Annotated in this window: 20 protein-coding genes and 1 tRNA gene; 17 read left to right on the top strand and 4 right to left on the bottom strand. The window is 65.2% G+C overall.

The window, feature by feature from the left end; genetic code table 11:
• Positions 1–6 precede the first annotated feature (6 nt).
• The 12 genes from FND50_RS25050 to FND50_RS36525 all read left to right on the top strand — a co-directional run bounded on the left by FND50_RS25050 (position 7) and on the right by FND50_RS36525 (position 10,991).
• Complete coding sequence (locus tag FND50_RS25050; RefSeq protein ID WP_144287458.1) at positions 7–1,584, top strand: hypothetical protein; 1,578 nt, start codon at positions 7–9, stop codon at positions 1,582–1,584.
• Between the two features lie 14 nt (positions 1,585–1,598).
• A complete protein-coding gene (locus FND50_RS25045) occupies positions 1,599–1,991 on the top strand; it encodes a hypothetical protein (protein WP_144287457.1) in 393 nt (130 codons plus the stop codon).
• Entirely contained in the window at positions 1,988–3,040 is a 1,053-nt protein-coding gene (locus FND50_RS36310; protein ID WP_186301146.1) for a hypothetical protein, read from the top strand. Before FND50_RS25045 ends, FND50_RS36310 begins: the two co-directional genes overlap by 4 nt.
• Before the next feature lie 2 nt (positions 3,041–3,042).
• On the top strand, positions 3,043–3,858 hold the full coding sequence (locus FND50_RS25035) for a hypothetical protein (RefSeq protein ID WP_144287455.1): 816 nt from the start codon (positions 3,043–3,045) through the stop codon (positions 3,856–3,858).
• 10 nt (positions 3,859–3,868) lie between these two features.
• Positions 3,869–4,228 carry a hypothetical protein gene (locus tag FND50_RS36305; protein ID WP_186301145.1) on the top strand — a complete coding sequence of 120 codons (360 nt, stop codon included), beginning with the start codon at positions 3,869–3,871 and terminating at the stop codon, positions 4,226–4,228.
• Positions 4,228–4,845 carry a C39 family peptidase gene (locus tag FND50_RS25025; RefSeq protein WP_186301144.1) on the top strand — a complete coding sequence of 206 codons (618 nt, stop codon included), beginning with the start codon at positions 4,228–4,230 and terminating at the stop codon, positions 4,843–4,845. Before FND50_RS36305 ends, FND50_RS25025 begins: the two co-directional genes overlap by 1 nt.
• Positions 4,845–5,213: a hypothetical protein gene (locus FND50_RS25020; RefSeq protein WP_144287452.1), complete on the top strand. Its 369-nt coding sequence runs from the start codon at positions 4,845–4,847 to the stop codon at positions 5,211–5,213. Before FND50_RS25025 ends, FND50_RS25020 begins: the two co-directional genes overlap by 1 nt.
• Positions 5,213–6,112, top strand: a complete 900-nt coding sequence (locus FND50_RS25015) for a glycoside hydrolase family 19 protein (RefSeq protein WP_144287451.1) — start codon at positions 5,213–5,215, stop codon at positions 6,110–6,112. Before FND50_RS25020 ends, FND50_RS25015 begins: the two co-directional genes overlap by 1 nt.
• A 2-nt stretch (positions 6,113–6,114) precedes the next feature.
• The gene (locus tag FND50_RS25010; protein WP_260850687.1) at positions 6,115–6,621 is read left to right on the top strand and encodes a holin; all 507 of its coding nucleotides are present in this window, start codon (positions 6,115–6,117) and stop codon (positions 6,619–6,621) included.
• Entirely contained in the window at positions 6,614–7,120 is a 507-nt protein-coding gene (locus FND50_RS25005; RefSeq protein WP_144287449.1) for a hypothetical protein, read from the top strand. Before FND50_RS25010 ends, FND50_RS25005 begins: the two co-directional genes overlap by 8 nt.
• A 44-nt stretch (positions 7,121–7,164) precedes the next feature.
• Positions 7,165–7,482, top strand: coding sequence for a hypothetical protein (locus tag FND50_RS25000; RefSeq protein WP_144287448.1), 318 nt, complete (start codon positions 7,165–7,167; stop codon positions 7,480–7,482).
• 77 nt (positions 7,483–7,559) lie between these two features.
• Positions 7,560–10,991, top strand: a complete 3,432-nt coding sequence (locus FND50_RS36525) for a hypothetical protein (RefSeq protein ID WP_222105585.1) — start codon at positions 7,560–7,562, stop codon at positions 10,989–10,991.
• Positions 10,992–11,056: 65 nt separating this feature from the next.
• Here the strand turns inward: FND50_RS36525 and FND50_RS24990 are convergent, their stop codons facing one another.
• Entirely contained in the window at positions 11,057–12,472 is a 1,416-nt protein-coding gene (locus FND50_RS24990; protein WP_186301143.1) for a glycosyltransferase family 39 protein, read from the bottom strand.
• Positions 12,473–13,193: 721 nt separating this feature from the next.
• On the opposite strand from FND50_RS24990, the gene FND50_RS24980 reads away from it, so the two are divergent.
• Positions 13,194–13,412, top strand: a complete 219-nt coding sequence (locus tag FND50_RS24980; RefSeq protein WP_144287445.1) for a hypothetical protein — start codon at positions 13,194–13,196, stop codon at positions 13,410–13,412.
• 226 nt (positions 13,413–13,638) lie between these two features.
• Here the strand turns inward: FND50_RS24980 and FND50_RS37870 are convergent, their stop codons facing one another.
• On the bottom strand, positions 13,639–13,776 hold the full coding sequence (locus tag FND50_RS37870; protein WP_397494218.1) for a DUF732 domain-containing protein: 138 nt from the start codon (positions 13,774–13,776) through the stop codon (positions 13,639–13,641).
• 198 nt (positions 13,777–13,974) lie between these two features.
• On the opposite strand from FND50_RS37870, the gene FND50_RS24975 reads away from it, so the two are divergent.
• Positions 13,975–14,781 (top strand): TetR/AcrR family transcriptional regulator, encoded by an 807-nt coding sequence (locus tag FND50_RS24975; protein WP_260850685.1) that lies wholly within the window; start codon positions 13,975–13,977, stop codon positions 14,779–14,781.
• Between the two features lie 612 nt (positions 14,782–15,393).
• On the opposite strand, the gene FND50_RS24970 is transcribed toward FND50_RS24975, so the two are convergent.
• Together FND50_RS24970 and FND50_RS24965 are read right to left on the bottom strand one after the other, a co-directional pair.
• Positions 15,394–15,466: transfer RNA gene (locus FND50_RS24970), tRNA-Arg, on the bottom strand.
• 57 nt (positions 15,467–15,523) lie between these two features.
• The gene (locus FND50_RS24965; protein ID WP_005264310.1) at positions 15,524–15,901 is read right to left on the bottom strand and encodes a DUF4345 domain-containing protein; all 378 of its coding nucleotides are present in this window, start codon (positions 15,899–15,901) and stop codon (positions 15,524–15,526) included.
• A 104-nt stretch (positions 15,902–16,005) separates the two neighbouring features.
• Here FND50_RS24965 and FND50_RS24960 point away from each other — a divergent pair, with 104 nt between their 5' ends.
• The 3 genes from FND50_RS24960 to ettA all read left to right on the top strand — a co-directional run bounded on the left by FND50_RS24960 (position 16,006) and on the right by ettA (position 20,446).
• Positions 16,006–18,036: a cytochrome c oxidase assembly protein gene (locus FND50_RS24960; protein ID WP_144287443.1), complete on the top strand. Its 2,031-nt coding sequence runs from the start codon at positions 16,006–16,008 to the stop codon at positions 18,034–18,036.
• A 168-nt stretch (positions 18,037–18,204) separates the two neighbouring features.
• Entirely contained in the window at positions 18,205–18,633 is a 429-nt protein-coding gene (locus FND50_RS24955; protein ID WP_144287442.1) for a single-stranded DNA-binding protein, read from the top strand.
• A 133-nt stretch (positions 18,634–18,766) separates the two neighbouring features.
• Positions 18,767–20,446, top strand: coding sequence for an energy-dependent translational throttle protein EttA (ettA, locus tag FND50_RS24950; protein WP_005264313.1), 1,680 nt, complete (start codon positions 18,767–18,769; stop codon positions 20,444–20,446).

The raw sequence follows: 20,446 nt of genomic DNA, 5'->3' as shown, positions 1-20,446 counted from the left end.
TCGTCTGTGAGCTACAACCTCGACGCTGACCTCGCGGCGATCGACGCCCAGGAGAACGAAGAGGCGGCGCTCGCGCTCCTGCGGACCCGGATCACGATGCACGACAAATACCTCGCCCTCGTCGGTGAGGTCGAGGGCGAGTACGACGCCTCGTGGGAGACGATGTGCAACGAGGTCGGTGAGGCGTCGGTCGGCATCGACGGCCGCGACGATCTCGCCGATTGGTTGATCGACGGCCTCTCCCTCGATCACGACATGTTCCTGGTGTTCCGCTCCCCATGGAAGAAGGCCTGTTTCAAGGTCTACGACATCGAGTACGACGAGGACGAGCACGGCGAGGCGATCGTCCGGCCCCTGGCCCGGCACATCCTCGACGAGGCCAAACACTGGCAGTGCTGGCCGAACACATTCGCGCCACTGACTGTCCAGGCGCCGAAGATCGACTTCCAGGCGGGCAACTCGATCAAGGTGATCAAGGGTTACGCGCACCGGAACCTGCTGCGGCAGCAGCAACCGCTGTGGATCCCGTTCTTCGACATCTGGAACGCGGCGAACTGGCAGGCGAACTTCGACAACGCGAAGTGGCCGATGATGATGATCCCGTACATCGAATCACGCGATGGTGTCGGGCCGTGGACCGCGCTCGGCGCGCGGATGGACGACTTCTGGGATCTGGTTCACCCGACGCTCGAGGACGGCGGACTGCAACTGACCGCCGACCTGTGGGAGCCCGGGGATCCGCAGCCGTGCCCGACCCACTTCATTCTCGACCGGCCGACGTTCGTGTTCGACGTCAAGAAGCGGGCCATGATCCCCGGTGTCACCGGAACGATTCTCGACCCGATCCTCGACTTGCTGCGCATCTTCGGATCGGACGGAACCTCGGACACTGTCACCATCGCGGACCCGAACGACGACCCCAACAACACCGATCCGAACGGCCCCTTCGCGATCTTCCGTCGCGGTCAGCACCGCGGATTGAAGTCGAAGATGGTGATCCACAAGCCGATTGAGCACTCGATCATGACGGGCGGAAAATCGCCCGACTCCATCAACCAGGGCGCCAAGCTCATCTCGAACATTTTGCTCGGATTGCTCGGCAGCGCGATCGGCCTGCCATGGCTCACGCTCGGCATCTTCGACAAGGCCGTCGAGGACATCATTCTCGCGTGGGCCATCGGGATTGACTACCAGCGCAAGGCGCGGATGGGGCCGTACTCACACAAGGGCGGGTTCGAGGCCGGCGGCGGTGTCGCGGTGTCGCCGTCCGGTTTGCAGACGATCCGCGTGGGTCTGCACAAGGCTCGCGGCTATGTGTCGTTCGCCGCCGAGGTCGACGATGCGGCGCCTTACCGCATTGGCCTGCATATCGACGACGGGCACCGTTGCGGATTCGAGATCGGAAATCGGATCTGGCTCTCGCACATCGCATCCGTGCGGCAGTCCTGGGACCGCGCCAATCCCGACCAGCCGTGGGAGATCAACGTCGGTGACTACCGGTCCGAGGAATTGGCTGGCACCCGTGCGCTGCGCGGTCTCGAAGCCGTCAGCAGCGCGCTGCGCCAACACAGCAGCGCCATATAGACCAGGAGACATCTGTGACACCCGAAGAACTGCAGGCGGCCCTGCCAGCCACCATGCACCCGTACGCCTACGCGCTGATGCATCCGCCGACCAACGGCGCCGGGTCAGCGCCCGCCACGTTCGAGCCCGACGACATCAATTCGTTCTGTCGACACTTGGAGCGGCTGGGTTTCCGGCCCGTCGAGGCGTCACTCGACCGGTACGACCCACCCATCACTGGACCGATCCATCCGCACAACCCGGGGCAGTGGCGATCGAAGAAGATGCCCGAACCGAAACGTGCCGACCCCTACGCGCACATCCGCGCACAGCTCGCCGTACTCCCCGGTCACGCGCAAGCTGAGCTGCTCCGGGAAGCCATGGAAGAGCCCAGCACCACCACTTCGCCACCGGAGGAGGACTCGTGACCTCACCCGACAACTTCGTACCCGGCGGACCGAACACCGGCTGGGACGACGTCGGCGATCTCGCCGACGCGCTCGGCTCTCAGGGATTTCTGGGATTGCTGCTCGGCGGATTCCCGAACATCCTGTCGGCCATCTTCGGCAACGTGAACAGCAACTACGTGAAAGATCTGGCGATCATTCAGGATCACACGTCGCAGCTGCTCGAGTTGCGCGAAGCATTCGACTCACTGATCCTGCAGGGCAACGCGATCACTTTCGTCTCGAACGGCACCTACTACCCGTCTCCGGGCATCACATCGATTGACCTGATCCTCATCGCGGCCGGCGGGGGCGGTGGGTCCGGGCAGTGGAACTTCTTCGGTGGCAACAGGTCGGGCGGTGCCGGGGGCGGCGGCGGTGGCGAGATCCACACCACGGTTCCTGCGTCACTGCTCCCCAAGACGGGCAGCACCTACGACCCCGTGCCGATCACCGTGCTTGGCGGCGGTGCCGGTGGCACCGCAGGCGGAGTCGGGCAGGGCGGCGGCAACGTCTCATTCGGTGGATGGCTCACGGCGGGCGGCGGCAACGGCGGCGCGAAGGGCACATCCTACGGGGCGACCGGCGGTGCCGGTGGGATCGGCATGATCCCCGGCGGACGCGGTGGCAACGGGCAGGCAGAAGGCGGGCAGGATCCGGCAGCCGAAGTCCAGAACACCACCGGCCAAGGATCGGTGTCGCCGTACTCGCTGAACGGCGGCGGCGGTGGCGGTGGTGGTGGCGGTGGCGGTTTGGGCGTCACGGGCGGAGCTGGCGGCGCTGGCGGTGTATCCCCGGGCGGTGCAGCGACCGCATCCGGGGCCGGGAATAACGGCACTCCGCCGGCGACGGTCGTCGCGACGGGCGGCGGTGGCGGCGGTGGAGGCGCGGCCGGGTTCAACGACGGGGGAACCGGCGCGTTCCCCGGCGGCGGCGGTGGTGGTAGCGGTCCGGGTACCTCGATCAACAGTCAAGGCAACGGCGGCCGAGGCGGCAACGGAATCCTGTTCATCATCGAACGGATGACATAACCGTGGGCAGGGTCAACATGATCGTGTTCACCACCAACGACACCTGGACGAAGCCTCCAGATCTGGCCGCCATCGAGGTGATCGTGCGTGGTGCAGGTGGCGGCGGGGCGACCGGCACCGCGAACAACACCACGACCGCACGATTCGGCGGCGCCGGCGGAGGTGGAGGCGGATGCGTGCGCACACAGCGGCGCATCGATGCCGCCTCGCTGCCGGACACAATCCCCGTCGAGATCGGACCCGGTGGATGGGGCGGACTGTCCGCACCGCTGGGCGGTGGATGGTCACCCGGCGGCAACGGTGCCGACACCTTGTTCGGCGATGTGCTGCGAGGCAAGGGCGGCACGGGCGCACCCGACCCGTTCACCGCGGGCACCGGCGGATTGTCGGTGATCCGGGGCGGTGACGGCGGCGCCCAAGGCGCGAACGGCGGCGACTCGACGCACGGGGTGATCTCGCTGCTGTCGGGCGGTGGAGGCGGTGGCGCGGGGCGCGGGTACCGGCAGAACGGAACCGTAATCCCTTCGGACACCGACCACGGGTACGGCGGCGACGTGTCGACGCTGGACTTTCAGGGTGGGTCGATCGGCGGCAGCGGCACGAGTTATGTGACGGCATCGAACCTGTGGGTGATCGTCGGCAGCGGTACTGGCGGTGGCGGCGGTGCGTACAACGCCTCCGGTGCTGGTGGCACCGCAGGTAACGGCGGTTTCCCGGCCGGTGGCGGTGGTGGCGGCGGCGGGGGTTCCACGGTCGGTGGCAAGGGGGGCATCGGCGGGCACGGTTCGGTGATCGTCTTCGAATATTTCAATGACTGAAGGGAACATCATGCCGACTGCAACACAGATCGGTTCCGACATCGGCGGGTATGCCGGTGTCGCGCACCTGTACAGATTGTCTGCGCCACTGACCGATCGGGTCCAGGGGCAGGCGCACGATTATGTCGTCGTCTTCGCCGTCGAAGGGTTCGGGCAGCCTGAAACGCTGATCGTTCCTGCACGGTCCGATGGCAGTGCGATCGTGATGAACAAACTGCCAGGATCGGTGACCGGAATCGCTGATCATGCCGGTGCGCTATGGGCAGCCGGCGGATTCGAACACGGCGAGCCCTACGAAATCGTCATTCCCGAGCCCGAGCCCGAGCCCGAGCCCGAGCCCGAGCCCGTCGCAGGGGAGGGGAAGGCGTGATGCTGATTCTCGACCACACCTATTCGACGCAGGAGACCGGTTACAACTGCGGGCCCGCTTCGTCGCAGATCGTGCTCACGGCCCGCGGCATCGACGTCGCCGAGTCGCAGCTGGCGTACGAACTCGAGGCGCTGGAAGGGAACGTGGGCTGGAATGACCAGGACGGCACCGACTCCATCGTCCAGGTGACGACGGTCCTCGGTCGGCGTACCGGGCAGCCGTATGTCACCCGGCAGATACCGAATGACCCGCCCACGGGCGCGCAGGTGGACCTTCTGCGGTCGGACGTGAAGCGGTCCATCGATGGCGGCAATGGGGTCGTGGCGAACATTGTGGCGCCGGCAAGCAATCATCCCCCGGGATATCCGAACTACACGGTCTACCACTACATCGCGATCGTCGGGTACGACGACGTCCAGGGCGTGTATGTGGCGGACCCTGCGAACTTCGGTGGCATCCACAACTACTGGTTGTCCTGGGAGAAGATCGCATCCCTGATCGCACCGAAGGGTTACAGCGCGGCCCCGGTGGAGCGGCCGGCGGCACCGGCAAACGAAGACGACGATGACGCGGCCTGGCTGCCGATCCTCACCCAGTTCGTCGGGCCGGTGGCGTAATGGCGCAGAAGCCGTGGTGCTACCTCGACGTGCCTGCCCTCACGAAACCCGACCTCGCCTCCGTCCTCGTCCGCGAGGTGCTCGACGAGTCGCCTTACCTCGTCGGGTCCTGCCTTGAGCGCGCGGACTACCGCGACGTCGATATCCGCGTCTTGCTCGACGACGAGCGCTACGACGCGCTTTTCCCAAGGCCGGGCAGCGATCCGTTGCGGCACCTGATCGAGGACAGGCTCACCGACCACTACGTCGCGATGACCGGGCTTCGCGTCGACTTCCAGATCCAGCGGCAGTCCAACGCGAACGAGAAGTACCGCGGCGTTCGCCACCCGCTCGCGCTCTACCTGCACTTGCCCGACGAGGAGGACTGATGGACGGACAAATACTCGCGGAGGCGATGGGCAACCAGCCCGGCGTCGACTACGACGCACTCGCAGGCCCGTGCAACGAGGCGATGATCATCGCCGACGTGACGACTGCCCTTCGGGCCATGCTGTGGTGCGCTCAGATCGGCCACGAGTCGGTCGGACTGGCGTTCTTCCGGGAACTCTGGGGGCCGACCAGCGACCAGCTCACCTACGACGGACGGCTCGGCAACGTCAACCCAGGGGACGGGTACCGCTACCGCGGCAGAGGTGCGATTCAGCTCACCGGGCGCTCGAATTACCGCTCATTCGGTGAGTGGGCCGCGCAGCGCGGACTCACGAGCGATCCGGCCCTGTTCGAGAACAACCCAGACCTCGTCGCCGAACCGCGGTGGGGCTTCGTCGCGGCGGCCTACTACTGGGTCACACGCGACCTCAACAGATTCGCCGCCAACCGCGAGGTCACAAACTCGACCCACGTCATCAACGGCGGCGAGAACGGTCTGGCAGACCGAATCAACCGATACAACCGGTGCTTCCCGCTCGGGGATCGCCTTCTACCGGAACAGGAGAGAGAAATCATGGGTGCAGTAGCAGACAGGGTCGAGACGCAGCTCGTCGGACCGAACGGCCAAGGATTCGAGATCCTCGGCAAAGCCGTCGAGACCGACCCGACGCGCTACCGGTTCCTCACCGAAGCCGTCGCCGTCATCCTCGAGCAGCTCGGCGGACCGACCTCCGAGAACGGTGAATCGTTCGGCGGCTGGGACCAACTCGGCGACGGAGAAGGATCGGCGGTGGCCGCACGGACCCTCGTCGACGGCATCGCGCACGTGAAGAACCAGAACGATCAGATCCTCGCCCAGCAGGCGGAGATCCTCAAAGCACTGAAGGGCGGCAACTGATCATGGCCGAAGAGCAGAACTTCATCCCTGTCGTCGTGGAAGCCACCGTCGACATGGGGAGCCTCGACTCCCGAACCTTCTGGCTGGACGCTCTCGACCGAGCCGGCCGATCCTTCCTACAGAACATCTTGGTGTTCTTCGGCGCCGGCGTCACGATTGTGTCGGTGTCGTGGTCGACGCTGCTCGGCGCCGCGGCCCTCGCCGCCCTGGTATCGCTCGTTCTCGCGGTGAGCACCGCTACCGCGGTCACGTCGGGCAATTTCCTCGTCGACCTCGCGGACCGGGCCGTGCGCACCGGCGCCGGATCTCTGGCCGCGGCGATCCCGGTCACCGGCAGCATCACCGATATCGACTGGCCCAGCTCGCTGACGATCGCGGGCACCACGGTCCTGCTGTCCGTCGTGACCTCGCTGCTCACCGAGAACCGCGGCCCCGCCAAGGGACTGCCCACCCTGGCGCCCGTGGACGGTGAGGTCATCGAGGTCACCGACACCGAACTCGATGCCTGACCGTGCGCTGCGGGCGGTGTGGACCCGGTTGCATCTCGACCGGTTCACCCGCCCGCTGACACGCCGAATCAACGGGCACCGAGGGAAGTTCCTCGTCCTCTTCGCGATGATCTACGGCCTGATCGGCTACGGCTACATCGTCGCCGGGATCACCCCAACGCGCCGAGCGACGTTCGGCTGGTTGCCGGACTGGTTCCCGTTCACTGTCCTCGCGTGGCCCTGGCTTCTCGCCGGGGTCGTGGCGCTGGTCAGTGCGCTCTTGTATGACCCGCCCAGGACTGATCGGTTTGGATTCATGGCGCTGGCCGTGACGCCGATGCTGTGGGGATCGATGTTTCTGATCTCGTGGATTGGTGGGTTCGCCCCGACCGGGTGGGTCAGCTCGATCATCTACCTCGGCCTGTCCGCAATCGTCACACTCGTCTCGTCGTGGCCGAACGCAATCGAGTTGGGCGGTGACCGGCTCTTGCCGAAACGTACTGAGCCGGAGGGCGACTGATGGGGACAGCTTCTGCGCCGCTGTGGGGGATTCTCAGCGGTGTCGTGACGATCATCGGAGCGATCATCGTCGCGAAGATCTCGGGCCGATCGTCGGAGAATGCAGCCGTCGAGCCGATCCGCCTCAAGGCCGAGCAGGATGCGTTCAAGTCCGCGGCCGAGTACTGGAAAGAAACGATCGAAGGGCTCAAGTCCGACGTCGCCGCGCTGCGCGCCGACAACGCCCGGCTTGAGGGGAAAGTCGACACTCTCACCGCTCAGAGCGAGGCGAATGAGCGGAAGAACAAGACGCGCATCCGACAGCTCGAGAACGAGCTGGTCGCCCACAACATCACTGTCCCTGAGTGGGGGCCGGCGGCATGACGGTAGAGGTCGAACGAACGCGATGACGTCACCCGATGAGCTGTGGCCGTACCTGATCGACGATTAGAGGAGAGATTGTGACTGTCTACTCGCAGCCCATCACCGACATTGCAGGTGCTGGAGACCAGACCCGCTTCTGGTTCTACCGCGAAGACAACCTCAGCCCGAGTGCCGACGAATCGGTGATCATCACCAACGGTTGGGTGGACGTTCAGCCGGTCGATGGGGTGCTGACTACGCCGTCGCTCGTGCCTGGTCCGGCGAAAGTGTCGTGGGGTGGGAAGGAGTATGACCTGGTCATTCGCGACCACCCGGATGACGACCCGATCCCGCTGTGGCCGGACATCCAGAACTACATCCCGCAACCGAGCCCTGTCGTTTCGCGAGCTGTGGAAGCAGCCCTGGATGCGGAAGAATCGGCATCCGCCGCGGCGCTCTCTGCGCAGGCCGCCGAAGACGCCGCTCAATCGTCGGGCAAATCTGCCTACGAGATCGCCGTTCAGAATGGCTTTGTGGGCAACGAGGCCGCCTGGCTGGCGTCCCTCGCTAGCGACGTGCCCGGGGCATCGGCGTACGAGATCGCCGTATCCGAGGGATTTGTCGGAACCGAGGCGCAGTGGATCGCATCGCTCGAAAGCACCGTCCCTGGACCCCAGGGCGACGGCCTGCAGATCGACGGCCAGGTCGCAACGTATGCGGGTCTCCCCGCTGCGCCGGCGGAGGGATCGGCTTTCTTCGTCGAGGCTGACGGAATGATCTACGTCTACCACTCCGGGTGGCCCGCTGAAGGGTCCGGGATTTCCCTGGGCGGCTTGCTGGATGGATCGGTCGACTCAAGCAAGATCGCGCCTGGGGCCGTGACCAACACTCACATCGAGGACGGGTCGCTGGAGCAGGCCAAGCTGCAGCCAACTGGACCCTTCTCTGATGAGCTCGGCACCAAGGTAACGACCCCCGTCGGCGGAATCGACGGCCAGGCGCTGATCAAAGCAGGGGCGACGATCGTATGGGGTGCAGCCGGGCTGAGTCAGGATCAGGTTGATGAACGGGTCACTGAGGTCGGGGATGCGGAGTACGCCCCCGCAGACCTCTACACGAACACGTTCATCCCGACCGGGACTCCGGACGACTTCGCGAAACTCCAGGCGCTCATCGGCGAGTGGAACGCCTCAGGCAAGCCTGGTGTCCTGCGGATCGGTGCGGGCGCCGTCACACTCTCGGGCCAGGGCGGGGTCGGGGCACTCCGGATCCCCGCGAATGCTCAGCCACTCCTTATCGAAGGTGCGGGCAAGCAGGCGACGAAGTTTGTACTGTCACGCTCGGTACCGCGGCTGTTCGACCTGTACGGGACCGGCGCTGGCAATGTGTTCGCGAACATCACCGTTCGCGGCTTCAGTGTGGATGCAGGTGGAGTGACACCGGCCATGCTCGGTTCTACCACGGTCGCCGCCGACGTGACTTTGCAGCCCGGCCAGTACACGACTGTGACGGTGGCGGACAATTCATCGTTCGTCGGAGCCGGTACGCAGTGGGCCTCCGCACGGGTAGGGGGAGTCGGCACGCTCGCGGGCACCCGGCTGCTGTTCGCTCTGCCCGGTGGTGGTGTCACGACCACGATGCAACTGTGGAACACATCCACTTCCGCGAAGACACTGAAGGCCGGCGACTACATCGACGGGTACCTCTACGACCACGTGCTGTTGGGCAACAACAACGTCGGATCAACCGCAGGCACCGCATCCATCTTCCGTGACATCACAGTTGAGGACGTCGACGTCGTAAACGTGCCGACTCAGTACAGCAACGGGCTGGGCTCGTTCACTCCGTCATTGCGTTTCGGGTTCTACCTCGGGGTCGGATCGGGTGGCAAAGCGGAGCGGATCAACGTTCGAAGGGTCAGGATCACTGGCGGAGAATGCGGATTCAGTGTCGCTGGTTCGGCGACGTCGTGGATCGATGAGGTGCTGTTCGAAGACTGCTTTCACGATACGAACCTGCTCCCCACGATGAACTCGGGCTCGTACAACTACCTCGTCGGGCAGGACTGCCCAGTTGGCAACGTGCTCTTCTCGCGCTGTGTCGGCGTGAATTCTGCTGACGTCGGCATCGAGCTGGATCAGCCGGTATCGGCATCTGTGAACGACTGCGAGATGCGGAACACCTACTCGGCGAGTTACTACGTGACGAACTTCAGCCCGCCCGCCAGGTCGGCAGCGGGTCCTACGAAGACCACGCTGACGGCCGCTCTGGACAACGTAGCCACCACTGCGACAGTTGCAACACTCCCTGCGAACTTCCCCGCATCGGGAGTGGTGCGGATCGGCAGCGAAGTCGCTCTCTACCAGCGCGCGTCCGCCACCTCGCTGACCCTGATTCGCGGCATCGATACGTCGACCGCCGCGTCAGCGGCATCAGGCGCGGACGTCGTGCTCGTCGATCACGAAATGCAGAACATCCGCTATGCGCGGTGCTCGGCGGTCAACGAGTTGACGCCGGGCAAGGGTTGGTGGCTCAATCCGAACGGTGGGCTGCCACTGCCCGGAATACGGATTCGGGACAGCCGCAGCAGAAACGTCGTATCCGACGTCGCTGCCGGTAACTCGATCGTCGCGTTCGGATTTGTGCCATTCGTTGACATCGACACCTTCAAGGCCGACGTGAAGTTGAACAACACAGTCGCCCAATCCGGTGCGTCGTACGCGGGCATTCGGTTGTGGCGGTCGGGACTCGCGCCGATCACTCCCGCGGCGCATCCCTGCGTCGTGAGGATGCGGAACACGAAGGTCTACATCGAGGGTGAGGTTGTCGCCGGACCGACGCTCCGCCCCGTGTGGGTGGGCGATGGGTTCTACGATCTCGACCTGGAGGTGGACATCAGCAACCGTGCCCGGGGCTTCGCAAACGGGGCAACGCATGGCATCTCAATTCAGCCGTCCGGGGCTTCGATGCAGTTGCTCAAGGCGGTGATCGATCTCAAGTACTCGTGCCTGTCGTCGGCGGACGTCGTCCCGCACATGCTGTATGGCCTCGGCAATATCGCTGTAACCGACCGCATCTATCTGTCGGTCGACATGTCGGATGCCTACGTGACGACGAATCAGATCCCGTGGAATGTGCCGGCGGCAGTGCAACCCCTGATTGTCGTTGGGCGGGTACTGCCGCCGAAGCTGAGCCAGCTGCACAACGCAATCCAGCCTGCCCACATCATCACAGTGACGGCTTCCCCGTATGCGGCTGCCCATGTCGATGACGTGATTCTGGTGAACAGGTCGGCCGCGACGACAGTGAATCTTCCGCCGACCGCTTCTGGCAACGCGCTGGCGATCCCGCGTCCCGGTGCGGGCACGATGCTCACGATCAAGGACGCTGCCGGTAACGCGGCGACGAACAACATCGTCGTGAACGCTGCAGCGGGTGAGACGATCGACGGTGCCACGTCGAAGACCATCAACACGAACTACGGAGTGCTGAAACTGGTTTCCAACGGCACTGGATGGTCGGTGATCTGAGTCCCCGCTTCCGCCAAACAGCCCCGCCCCATTCTTCGGAACTGGGGCGGGGCTGTTTTGTCGTTTCAGCGTTGGTAGAGGCTGACCAGCACGCTACCGTGGGGAGTCGTTCCCACGAGGCGGAGATCAGTCCCGCAGATCGACTGACCGGTGCGCGCAACCAGTGGCGAGCCGGGGACGTGGACATCCCACAGCCGTCTGATTCCACCGAGAGCGTCCGGCGTACACGGCTTGCTCAGATTGCCAAACGTCGTCAGATCCTCCTCAGCGGAAACATTCAGCGGATCAGCCAGTGGGATGGTCGGTGTCCTGTCGTTGTAGTAGTCGAAGCCTGTACGAATGGCGGTGAAGTCGAAGATGATCGCGTCGCCCGGGCGTGCTTGTCCCGCGATCAGGGCTTGGGCGGTACGGAAGTCGTCGCCATGGCCGAGCTGCGAACGCACCTCGCGCTGTTCGGGGTACGAGAGAAGTGCCACTGCGAGCAGGAAGGCCAGCGCGGCCACGATGTGCACGCGGGTGGTGACGACCGCCGCGATCAGGGCATAGAACGGTACGGCGAACAGAACGTATCGGACGACGAAGACGCTGGCGAAGTGGCCGGCGATCCACAGGAGAAGCGGCAGAGCGGCGACGATCAATAGCCAGCCGAAGTCCTGCCATCGGTGCGAGCCGATCATCCACACCGCAAGGGCGACCACGGCCGCCAGGAACAGCATCGCTGTCAACTGCGATCCGGCCAGTTGCATTGACGCATCCTGCAGCCGCTTCCAGTCTGCAGGAGGTATCCATCCGACCGCCTGCGCCTGTCCGGACCCGAACCAGGCGATCAGACCACCCACGAAAACGCCCGGAAACCACGCGAAGGACGCCGTGCGCAGGGGAGCTCGACGCCAAAGGAGCACCAAGTGGGCGAGAATAATCGTCAGCGACATGAAGCTGAATAGCGCGCCCACGGCCAGAGCTGCCGCGTACGCGATCCACCAACCGCGCCGACGCGACTCCAGTGCGACATGCAAGAGCAGGGTCGAGATGACGACAGCGGCCACGATGAACGCGTAGCTACGCGCTTCCTGCGCGTATCGAGTAGTCGATGGAAGTACCAGGAACAGGGCCGCGGCGATCAGCGCACCGAGCGTCGTCGTGTATCGCCGCGCGAGCAGGAACAAGGCGGCGACCGCGACCGCCATCGCTGCGACCGATGGAAGCCGCAAGCTCCACTCAGACGTCCCGAAGGCTACGGACCAGGCCCACATCGTCAGGTAGTAGGGCGTATGAACCAAATCCATATGACCGGCGAGGACGAAGATTCCCTTCGGTCCACGCTCCGCCATCAGCGCGGTGACCACTTCGTCCCGCCACATCGATGGCCTGCCAACGCGGATCAGATTGAAGATCAGCGCCACGATGCCGACTGCCGCGGTGAGCAGAACGGTGCGGTTTTCGCGGGCCTGACGGGATTCAAGTTCGACGGAGGCAGCCACTCGGAACATGATGCCTCACGTTGCGCATGCGAATGATGAACGCCCCCACCTGTCAAGGTGGGGGCGTCTTTTGGCTAGTGGATGAGGTCGGTGCGTGCACCGCGTCCCGCCCGGTTGGGCGTTCCACTCGTCGATCGTCTCGGGCAGCCATCCGCGTGTGGTGCCGCGTGAGACTGTGCCGTCCTCGTTCACCGGGCCGACGACGACGTCAGGGCGGGAGCAGGTAGGACCCCGCCGCGCACGCGTCGGGGGACTGGATAACAGCGGGGTCCCGGCACCGGATGGAATTGGGGGGCACCCGGTGTGCGACAAATCTTAGACGGCCGTACCATTTTTCGCGAGCTTCGGAGCGAACCCCGTCGGCCACTGGGGGTCGGCCGACGGGGCCGCAGCACCGGCCTCAATGCGGGGGGACGGCCGGTGCGGCACCAACTCTAGAAACTGGCGGGGGGCAATCCAGAGACTGTGATGCACGCCACCCGCATATTTCGGCGAAAAGCCCCGCCGGTGCGAAACACGACTGACGCGACCGGCGGGGCTTCCGCCGCCTTGAATGGGAGAGGCGACAGCATAAATGATACCGGACGGTCTTCTACGTCTGGTGAGTACCGCGCATGGACCTCCCCGGGCGTGGGCGCATCCCCTTCACACCTCGACTGGCATCAATGGAAAGATTGCGTCAAGGGCGTATACACAAATTGCAACGACCCATGGAGGAGCGATGCGCATAACTGAAACGGCGGCCAGTGTTGTCGGCGTCATGCGGCTTGCATTCGATGCGGGCGCCGCCCTGCTCTCCATCGTCGTCGCAGTGCCGGTGGCATTTGCGGTATCCCGAGGGACTGCGTTCGCGCATGGTGCCGACGGCGACATCGCGACGACGAATGCCCCGGCAGAAGAGCAAATCCACGACTTGGGAACAGTTGTAGAAATGCGGTAACCGTGAGTATCTCAACAGCACGTGACCCGCCGGCACTTCGGGGAGCCGGCGAGGTCTGCGAACAACCCAAAGGGTCTGCCAGTGGTGCGCGTCGGCAGGATAGATGGGCAGGGTTAACGCGACATTTCTACTCGGCGCGCAAACGCGCCACAGACAACCAGTGGAGCGGGACCGCCGCTGACCCCGTGGAATCTGCATCGGCCCCGCACTGTCAGGGTAGCGACCGCTACCGGCCGGGGATCTTCCCCTCGTGCTGATCACAGAAGGCGCCGATCGCAATGCCTGCGAGCTGGCCAGCCTGCTCTGGTGTCCATTCAGGGTTGCTCTCGAGTAGGCCCCGGGCTGCCTGACGGCGGCCACTCACAGAGGACTGCCCGGCGGCCAGACCGAAGCAGAACCGATTCCCATCACGCCCGACCACAGGTCTGGTATTTCGGTAGAAATGCGCATGTTCGGGTATACCGAACGAACGGTTCTTTGAAATTCTGGCTGAGCACTCCCCGCCGGACGGACGGTCGGCTCTCCAACAGCATGACGGCACGATGTTCCAAAGGACATGTGGATGCAAAAGCGAGCGGAAATTACCGGGGTGGCGCTGCTAGTCGCAGCGGCGGTGGAATTCACCCGCGTCGGCTACGCACAGGCGAGGCTGGACACCATCACCACCCGCGCGAACGTCAGCAAGGGCGCGTTGTACGACCACTTCCGTTCCAAGGAAGAACTCGCACGCGCGGTCATCGAGGCGGGCAGCGCCCGATTCGCGATCGCGCGCAGTCCCTTCCTCACCGCCCAGAGCCCCGCATTCGAGGCGCTGATCGGCAGCTCGTGCCTCCTCCTCCTCGACCCTGACGTCAACAACGTCACGGTCCAGGCGACGTTCCGCCTGATCACCGACATTCGCGACCATCCCGGCGCAAACCCGACCCTGCTCGTCACCTGGCTAGCGGACTACCAACAACTCACCCGCCGTGCCGTCACGGAAGGCGATCTTCGCGACGACGACCCCGACGCGGTGGCTCTGCTCCTGGTGGAAACCTTCGTCGGGGTCCGCCTGCTGGCCGCGGTCACCGGCCACTCTGATGATCTGCCCACCCGCCTGACCACGGTCTGGGACCTGCTTCTGCCCGGTCTGGTCGACCCAACGAAACTCGACTACTTCCGTCGCTTCGTGACACGACAGGTGACCCCTCTCGGTGACCGCAGGACGGCACCGCTCCGGCGGCGTCCCGAGCGTGGCGTGAGCCCCGATCCGGCAGTCGCCGCATCGGTCGTTGCTGGTGCCAGGCCAGGCGCACCGCAAAGCAATATTTCGCGGTCAGCCCGGCGGATCCCTCTGTGGAGCGCAGCAGGAGGAAGCCCCGCTACGTGAATCTGTCAGAAGCCCACTCAGGCAGATTCCGGCAAGCGCTACGCATCGACGCCGCGAACGAACCTGAACGCGGTCTGAGTCCAGCTTTCAGATGGTGCGGGTCGATGCTTCCCGAGCGTTAGCCCCACCGACCCGCACCAAGTCTCCTGTTTCCCGATGTTCGAACGAGAACCTGCTTGACACAACACACAGGGACCCTCCGTGCCGGGGCGTGACCGACGATATCAAGATTCGAACGTGTGTGCGAGAATTTCAGGATGAGAATCGACCGAGCCTGCGACCCGTCATCTGCCCCAACGGGCGCCTGCTCGGCCAAACGCATGCATCGTCGGTTGCGAGGTATGCGCCTGTGGCACGGCGAGCAATGGCGGACATCGAACGCACTACTGCCGGGCGTGCGGGGAGGCGTTTCGCACGTCACCGTGCGCTCGCGCCAAGCGGCAGAGTGACCGCTGGGCGAAGTAGGACCTGGAGTGTGACTCTCCACTTACTCTCCACTTTGGTTGACACAAGTGGGAATAGATGGGAACAAATATTCGATGGGAGCTGGCGGAGTATTAAGAAATCCGCTGGTCAGAAGCCTCGTTGACTTATTCCCACTTGTGTCATATGTGCCCCCGGCAGGATTCGAACCTGCGACCAAGAGATTAGAAGGCTCTTGCTCTATCCCCTGAGCTACGGAGGCGCGCAGCAAATATTACCTGCCGCCTCGAGCGCTCCGACCGGGGCTGTGGTGTGCGGGTCACGAGCCCAGGCCGGCCGCCGACAGCAGAAGTCCCGCCAGAACGAGCTCGACCACGAAGTAGAACCACACGGGGTAGAAACGGGTAGGCCGGTCGGCGACGGCCGACACGATCCGGCCGAATGCCATCCCCAGCAGGGCGACGGCCACGGTCACCGAGGCGGCGGATCGGATGCCGTGGGCGTCGAAAGCTGCGAAGAACAGCAGGGCCGCCACCGCGACACCGAAGCCGCCGTAGACCGCGCGCACCTCGGCGCGGGAGGTCGCCGAATCCGCGGACAGACCGAACGGGGCGACCAGCCGGGCCGGCGCGGCGAGCCCGTACACACCCATGCCCGCGAAGAACAGCGCCACCGCGATGATCAGAAACTCAGCCATCTCAGCCTCTCGTTGCCACGGGACACGTCCCTGTCGACGGTAACCGGAGCGGCGACGGAACCCTCGCGTCTCCGACGGCCTGTCGTAGGTCCTACCCTTGATGTATGGCTACACCCCAGCTCGCGGCGTCCGGCCCGGCATCGAAACCCCCGGATCGCGCCGATTCGACCGCCCTGTTCGTCGTCGGCGGACTCATCGCCGGTCTGGTCGCGGCAATCGTCGTCGGACTTTCCGCTGCTCAGGCGCTCGTGCTGCTGGGAATTCCGGATCCCGGACCGATCACCACCTACGGACTGCCTGCGATGCGAGCCGTGTCGGAGATCGCTGCGGTCATCGCCATCGGGTCGCTGCTGCTCGCGGCGTTCTTCGTACCGCCGCAGAAATCGGGTGTCCTGGACGTGGACGGCTACCGTGCGGTCCGGACCGCGTCATATGCCGCGATCGTGTGGGCCGCGACCGCCCTCGTCCTGGTCCCGTTGACATTGTCGGACACGTCCGGGCAACCCTTCGCCGAGGCGGTCGAACCGGCCAACATCTTCAATTCGATCGATCAGGTCGAACTCGCCGGCGCCTGGCGCTGGACCGCGATCATCGCGATCGTCCTCGCGATCGCATCCCGGCTCGTGCTGCGCTGGTGGTGGACGCCGATCCTTCTGGTCGTCGGCATCCTCGGGCTGATGCCGCTCGCGTTGACGGGGCACTCGTCGTCGGGCGGTTCGCACGACATGGCGACGAACAGTCTGATACTGCACCTCGTCGCGGCCTCGCTATGGGCCGGCGGTCTGTTCGCTCTCCTCGCCCATGCGCGCCGGCGCGGCGCCTACACCGATGTGGCAGCGCGACGGTTCTCCGCGGTCGCGACGGTCTGCTTCGTCGTCATGGCGGTCAGTGGTGTGGTGAACGCGCTCGTCCGCGTCCAGATCGGTGACCTCGTCGACACCACGTACGGACGCCTGGTGGTCGCGAAGATCGTGGCGCTCGTCATCCTGGGCGTCTTCGGCTGGGCGCAGCGTCGACGGGCGCTGCCCGCGCTGCAGAAGGACCCGGCCGGCCGCGGCAACCTGATCCGTTTCGCCGGCGCGGAGGCCATGGTCTTCGCCGCCACGATCGGTCTCGCAGTCGGGCTCGGCCGCACACCGCCGCCCCCTCCGACCGCGGCACCCACCCTCACAGAGGTGGAACTCGGCTACAACCTGGCGGGGCCGCCGACGTTCGCCCGGCTGATGCTGGACTGGCGATTCGACCTCCTCTACGGCACCGCCGCGATCGTGCTGGCCGTCGTCTACGCGCTGGGCTTGCGCAAACTTCGGCGTCGCGGCGACAGCTGGCCGGTCGGCCGGACCATCGCGTGGATGTGCGGATGCGTGGTGCTTCTCGTCGCGACGTCCTCGGGTGTCGGCCGCTACTCACCGGCCGTGTTCAGCGTGCACATGGGCGCGCACATGGCGCTGTCGATGCTGGCCCCGGTCCTGCTGGTGCTCGGCGCACCGATCACGCTGGCCCTGCGCGCTCTCGATCCGGCGGGCAAGAACGGTGTGCCGGGCCTGCGTGAGTGGATCCTGACTGCGCTGCACAGCCCGTTCTCCCGGTTCATCACCCATCCCGTCGTCGCGGCGGTGCTGTTCGTCGGCGGGTTCTACGCCCTGTACCTCGGCGGGATCTTCGAGGCCGCCGTGGACTCGCACTCCGCGCACGTCCTGATGAACCTGCACTTCCTGCTGAGCGGCTACCTCTTCTACTGGGTCGCGATCGGCATCGACCCGTCGCCGCGCAAACTGCAGCCGGTGACGAAGCTCGCGATGGTGTTCGGCTCGCTACCGTTCCACGCGTTCTTCGGTGTGGCGTTGATGAGCATGGGCGCCGTGATGGGCGAGTGGTACTACCGGTCGCTCGGACTGGGCTGGAACGCCGACCTTGTTGGTGACCAGCAACTGGGCGGCAGCATCGCCTGGGCGACCGGTGAGATCCCGCTGGTGCTGGTGATGATGGCGCTGCTCATTCAGTGGTCCCGCAGCGACGGCCGCACGGCGCGGCGGGTCGACCGGGCCGCCGACCGCGACGACGACGCCGACCTGGCAGCGCACAACGCGATGTTCGCGGAACTGGCGCGACGGGACCGAGAAGCCGGACACTGACCGCTAGCACGCGGTTCCGACACGGTCGGAGCTTCGGTCGCCGATTCGGCTGTGTCATCCACACCCGCTCCGTTTCTCCACAGATTTCGGATGCCGCCCGACAACGGCGGTGCCGGACGGCACGCTGTGAGTGAAGGCACCTTGCCGCACTCACAGGGGGTAGAGCGAATGTACGAAACACACGGCACCGTGGTCGGAACGGTCATCACCGGCCCGGTCACCCGGTCGAATGCGGCCGGTGACGAGTTCCTCAGTTTCCGGATGGCGAGCACGGTCCGGCGCCGGGACCACGCGACGGGCGAGTGGCGCGACGGGAGCACGCTCTACGTCACGGTGACCTGCAGGCGGCGACTGATGGCCGGTGTCGTCCAGTCGATCGCGAAGGGGGATCCGGTCATCGTGACCGGCGAGTTGCGCACCACGGAGTACACGACGCGGGACGGCATCGCCCGCTCCGACCTGGAGCTGAGCGCGACCGCGATCGGACCGGATCTCGCCCGGTGCACGGTCGTCCTCGAGCGCGCGCCCAGAACCGGGGACGGGGGTGCGGCGACCCCGGAGACGGAACAGGTCGCCACTCGGTCCCTCGTCGCGTAGCGCACCAGCGGGTATCGGCGCCCACGCCGCACCCGCGGCGCCGGTACCCGCGGCTTCTTCCTACGGAGCCCTCGTTCACGTCCCCGACCCTCCGCGATGTGGGTTCATCGCACTTCACCATTAGGCTGGCCCCATGGCTGAGTTCATTTACACGATGAAGAAGGTGCGCAAGGCGCACGGTGACAAGGTCATCCTCGATGACGTCACGATGAGCTTCTACCCCGGCGCCAAGATCGGTGTGGTCGGCCCGAACGGCGCGGGTAAGTCCAGCATCCTCAAGATCATGGCGGGGCTGGATCAGCCGGGCAACGGTGAAGCGTTCATCGCTCCGGGTGCCACCGTCGGGATCCTCATGCAGGAACCGCACCTGGACGAGACCAAGACCGTTCGCGAGAACGTCGAAGAGGGCATGGGTGAAACCATGGTCCAGCTCAAGCGGTACAACGAGATCGCCGAGCTGATGGCGACCGACTACTCCGACGAGCTGATGGAGGAGATGGGCGAGCTGCAGGAGAAGCTCGACCATGCCGACGCGTGGGAGATCGATTCCCAGCTCGAGCAGGCGATGGACGCTCTGCGCTGTCCGCCGCCGGAGGAGATGGTCACTCACCTCTCCGGTGGTGAGAAGCGCCGCGTCGCCCTCTGCAAGCTCCTGCTCAGCAAACCCGACCTGCTGCTGCTCGACGAGCCGACCAACCACCTCGACGCGGAAAGCGTCCTGTGGCTGGAGCAGCACCTGGCCGCCTACCCGGGTGCGATCCTGGCCGTCACCCACGACCGGTACTTCCTAGACCACGTCGCCCAGTGGATCTGTGAGGTCGACCGCGGCCGCCTGTACCCCTACGAGGGCAACTACTCGACCTACCTGGAGCAGAAGGCCGCGAGGCTCGAGGTCCAGGGCAAGAAGGACCAGAAGCTGCAGAAGCGCCTCAAGGAGGAGCTGGCCTGGGTCCGCTCGGGAGCGAAGGCCCGTCAGGCCAAGAACAAGGCCCGCCTCGACCGCTACGAGGAGATGGCCAACGAAGCCGAGAAGACCCGCAAGCTGGACTTCGACGAGATCCAGATCCCGGCGCCGCCGCGCCTCGGTGACGTCGTGGTCGAGGTCTCGAGCCTCGACAAGGGCTTCGACGGCCGGGTTCTGATCAAGGACCTGTCGTTCACCCTGCCGCGTAACGGCATCGTCGGCGTGATCGGCCCCAACGGTGTCGGTAAGACGACGCTGTTCAAGACCATCGTCGGGCTCGAGGAGCCGGACGCCGGTGAGGTGAAGATCGGTCAGACCGTCAAGCTCAGCTACGTCGACCAGAACCGCACGGGCATCGACCCCGACAAGACGGTGTGGGAGGTCGTGTCCGACGGTCTCGACCACATCGTGGTCGGCCAGACCGAGATGCCGTCGCGCGCGTACATCAGCTCGTTCGGGTTCAAGGGCCACGATCAGCAGAAGCCGGCGGGCGTCCTCTCCGGTGGTGAGCGCAACCGCCTGAACCTCGCGATGACGCTCAAGCAGGGCGGAAACCTGATCCTGCTCGACGAACCGACCAACGACCTCGACGTCGAGACCCTCGGTTCGCTGGAGAACGCCCTCGAGCAGTTCCCCGGCTGCGCCGTCGTGATCTCGCACGACCGCTGGTTCCTCGACCGCACCTGCACGCACATCCTCGCGTGGGAGGGTGGCTTCGGCGACAACGAGGCCGCCTGGTACTGGTACGAGGGCAACTTCGAGGGCTACGAGGCCAACAAGGTCGAGCGGCTCGGACCGGACGCGGCACGTCCGCACCGGGTGACGCACCGCAAGCTCACGAGGGACTGA

Source organism: Rhodococcus sp. WB9 (assembly GCF_007558985.1).
GTDB classification, from domain to species: domain Bacteria; phylum Actinomycetota; class Actinomycetes; order Mycobacteriales; family Mycobacteriaceae; genus Rhodococcus_F; species Rhodococcus_F opacus.
This window is presented reverse-complemented; position numbering and strand designations above follow the sequence as displayed.

Coding starts and splice junctions, on each gene's coding strand:
- FND50_RS36305 (WP_186301145.1), top strand. CDS start 3,869: ATGCCGACTGCAACACAGATCGGTTCCGACATCGGCGGGTATGCCGGT.
- FND50_RS25025 (WP_186301144.1), top strand. CDS start 4,228: ATGCTGATTCTCGACCACACCTATTCGACGCAGGAGACCGGTTACAAC.
- FND50_RS25020 (WP_144287452.1), top strand. CDS start 4,845: ATGGCGCAGAAGCCGTGGTGCTACCTCGACGTGCCTGCCCTCACGAAA.
- FND50_RS25015 (WP_144287451.1), top strand. CDS start 5,213: ATGGACGGACAAATACTCGCGGAGGCGATGGGCAACCAGCCCGGCGTC.
- FND50_RS25010 (WP_260850687.1), top strand. CDS start 6,115: ATGGCCGAAGAGCAGAACTTCATCCCTGTCGTCGTGGAAGCCACCGTC.
- FND50_RS25005 (WP_144287449.1), top strand. CDS start 6,614: ATGCCTGACCGTGCGCTGCGGGCGGTGTGGACCCGGTTGCATCTCGAC.
- FND50_RS24980 (WP_144287445.1), top strand. CDS start 13,194: ATGCGCATAACTGAAACGGCGGCCAGTGTTGTCGGCGTCATGCGGCTT.
- FND50_RS24975 (WP_260850685.1), top strand. CDS start 13,975: ATGCAAAAGCGAGCGGAAATTACCGGGGTGGCGCTGCTAGTCGCAGCG.
- FND50_RS24965 (WP_005264310.1), bottom strand. CDS start 15,901: ATGGCTGAGTTTCTGATCATCGCGGTGGCGCTGTTCTTCGCGGGCATG.
- FND50_RS24960 (WP_144287443.1), top strand. CDS start 16,006: ATGGCTACACCCCAGCTCGCGGCGTCCGGCCCGGCATCGAAACCCCCG.
- FND50_RS24955 (WP_144287442.1), top strand. CDS start 18,205: ATGTACGAAACACACGGCACCGTGGTCGGAACGGTCATCACCGGCCCG.
- ettA (WP_005264313.1), top strand. CDS start 18,767: ATGGCTGAGTTCATTTACACGATGAAGAAGGTGCGCAAGGCGCACGGT.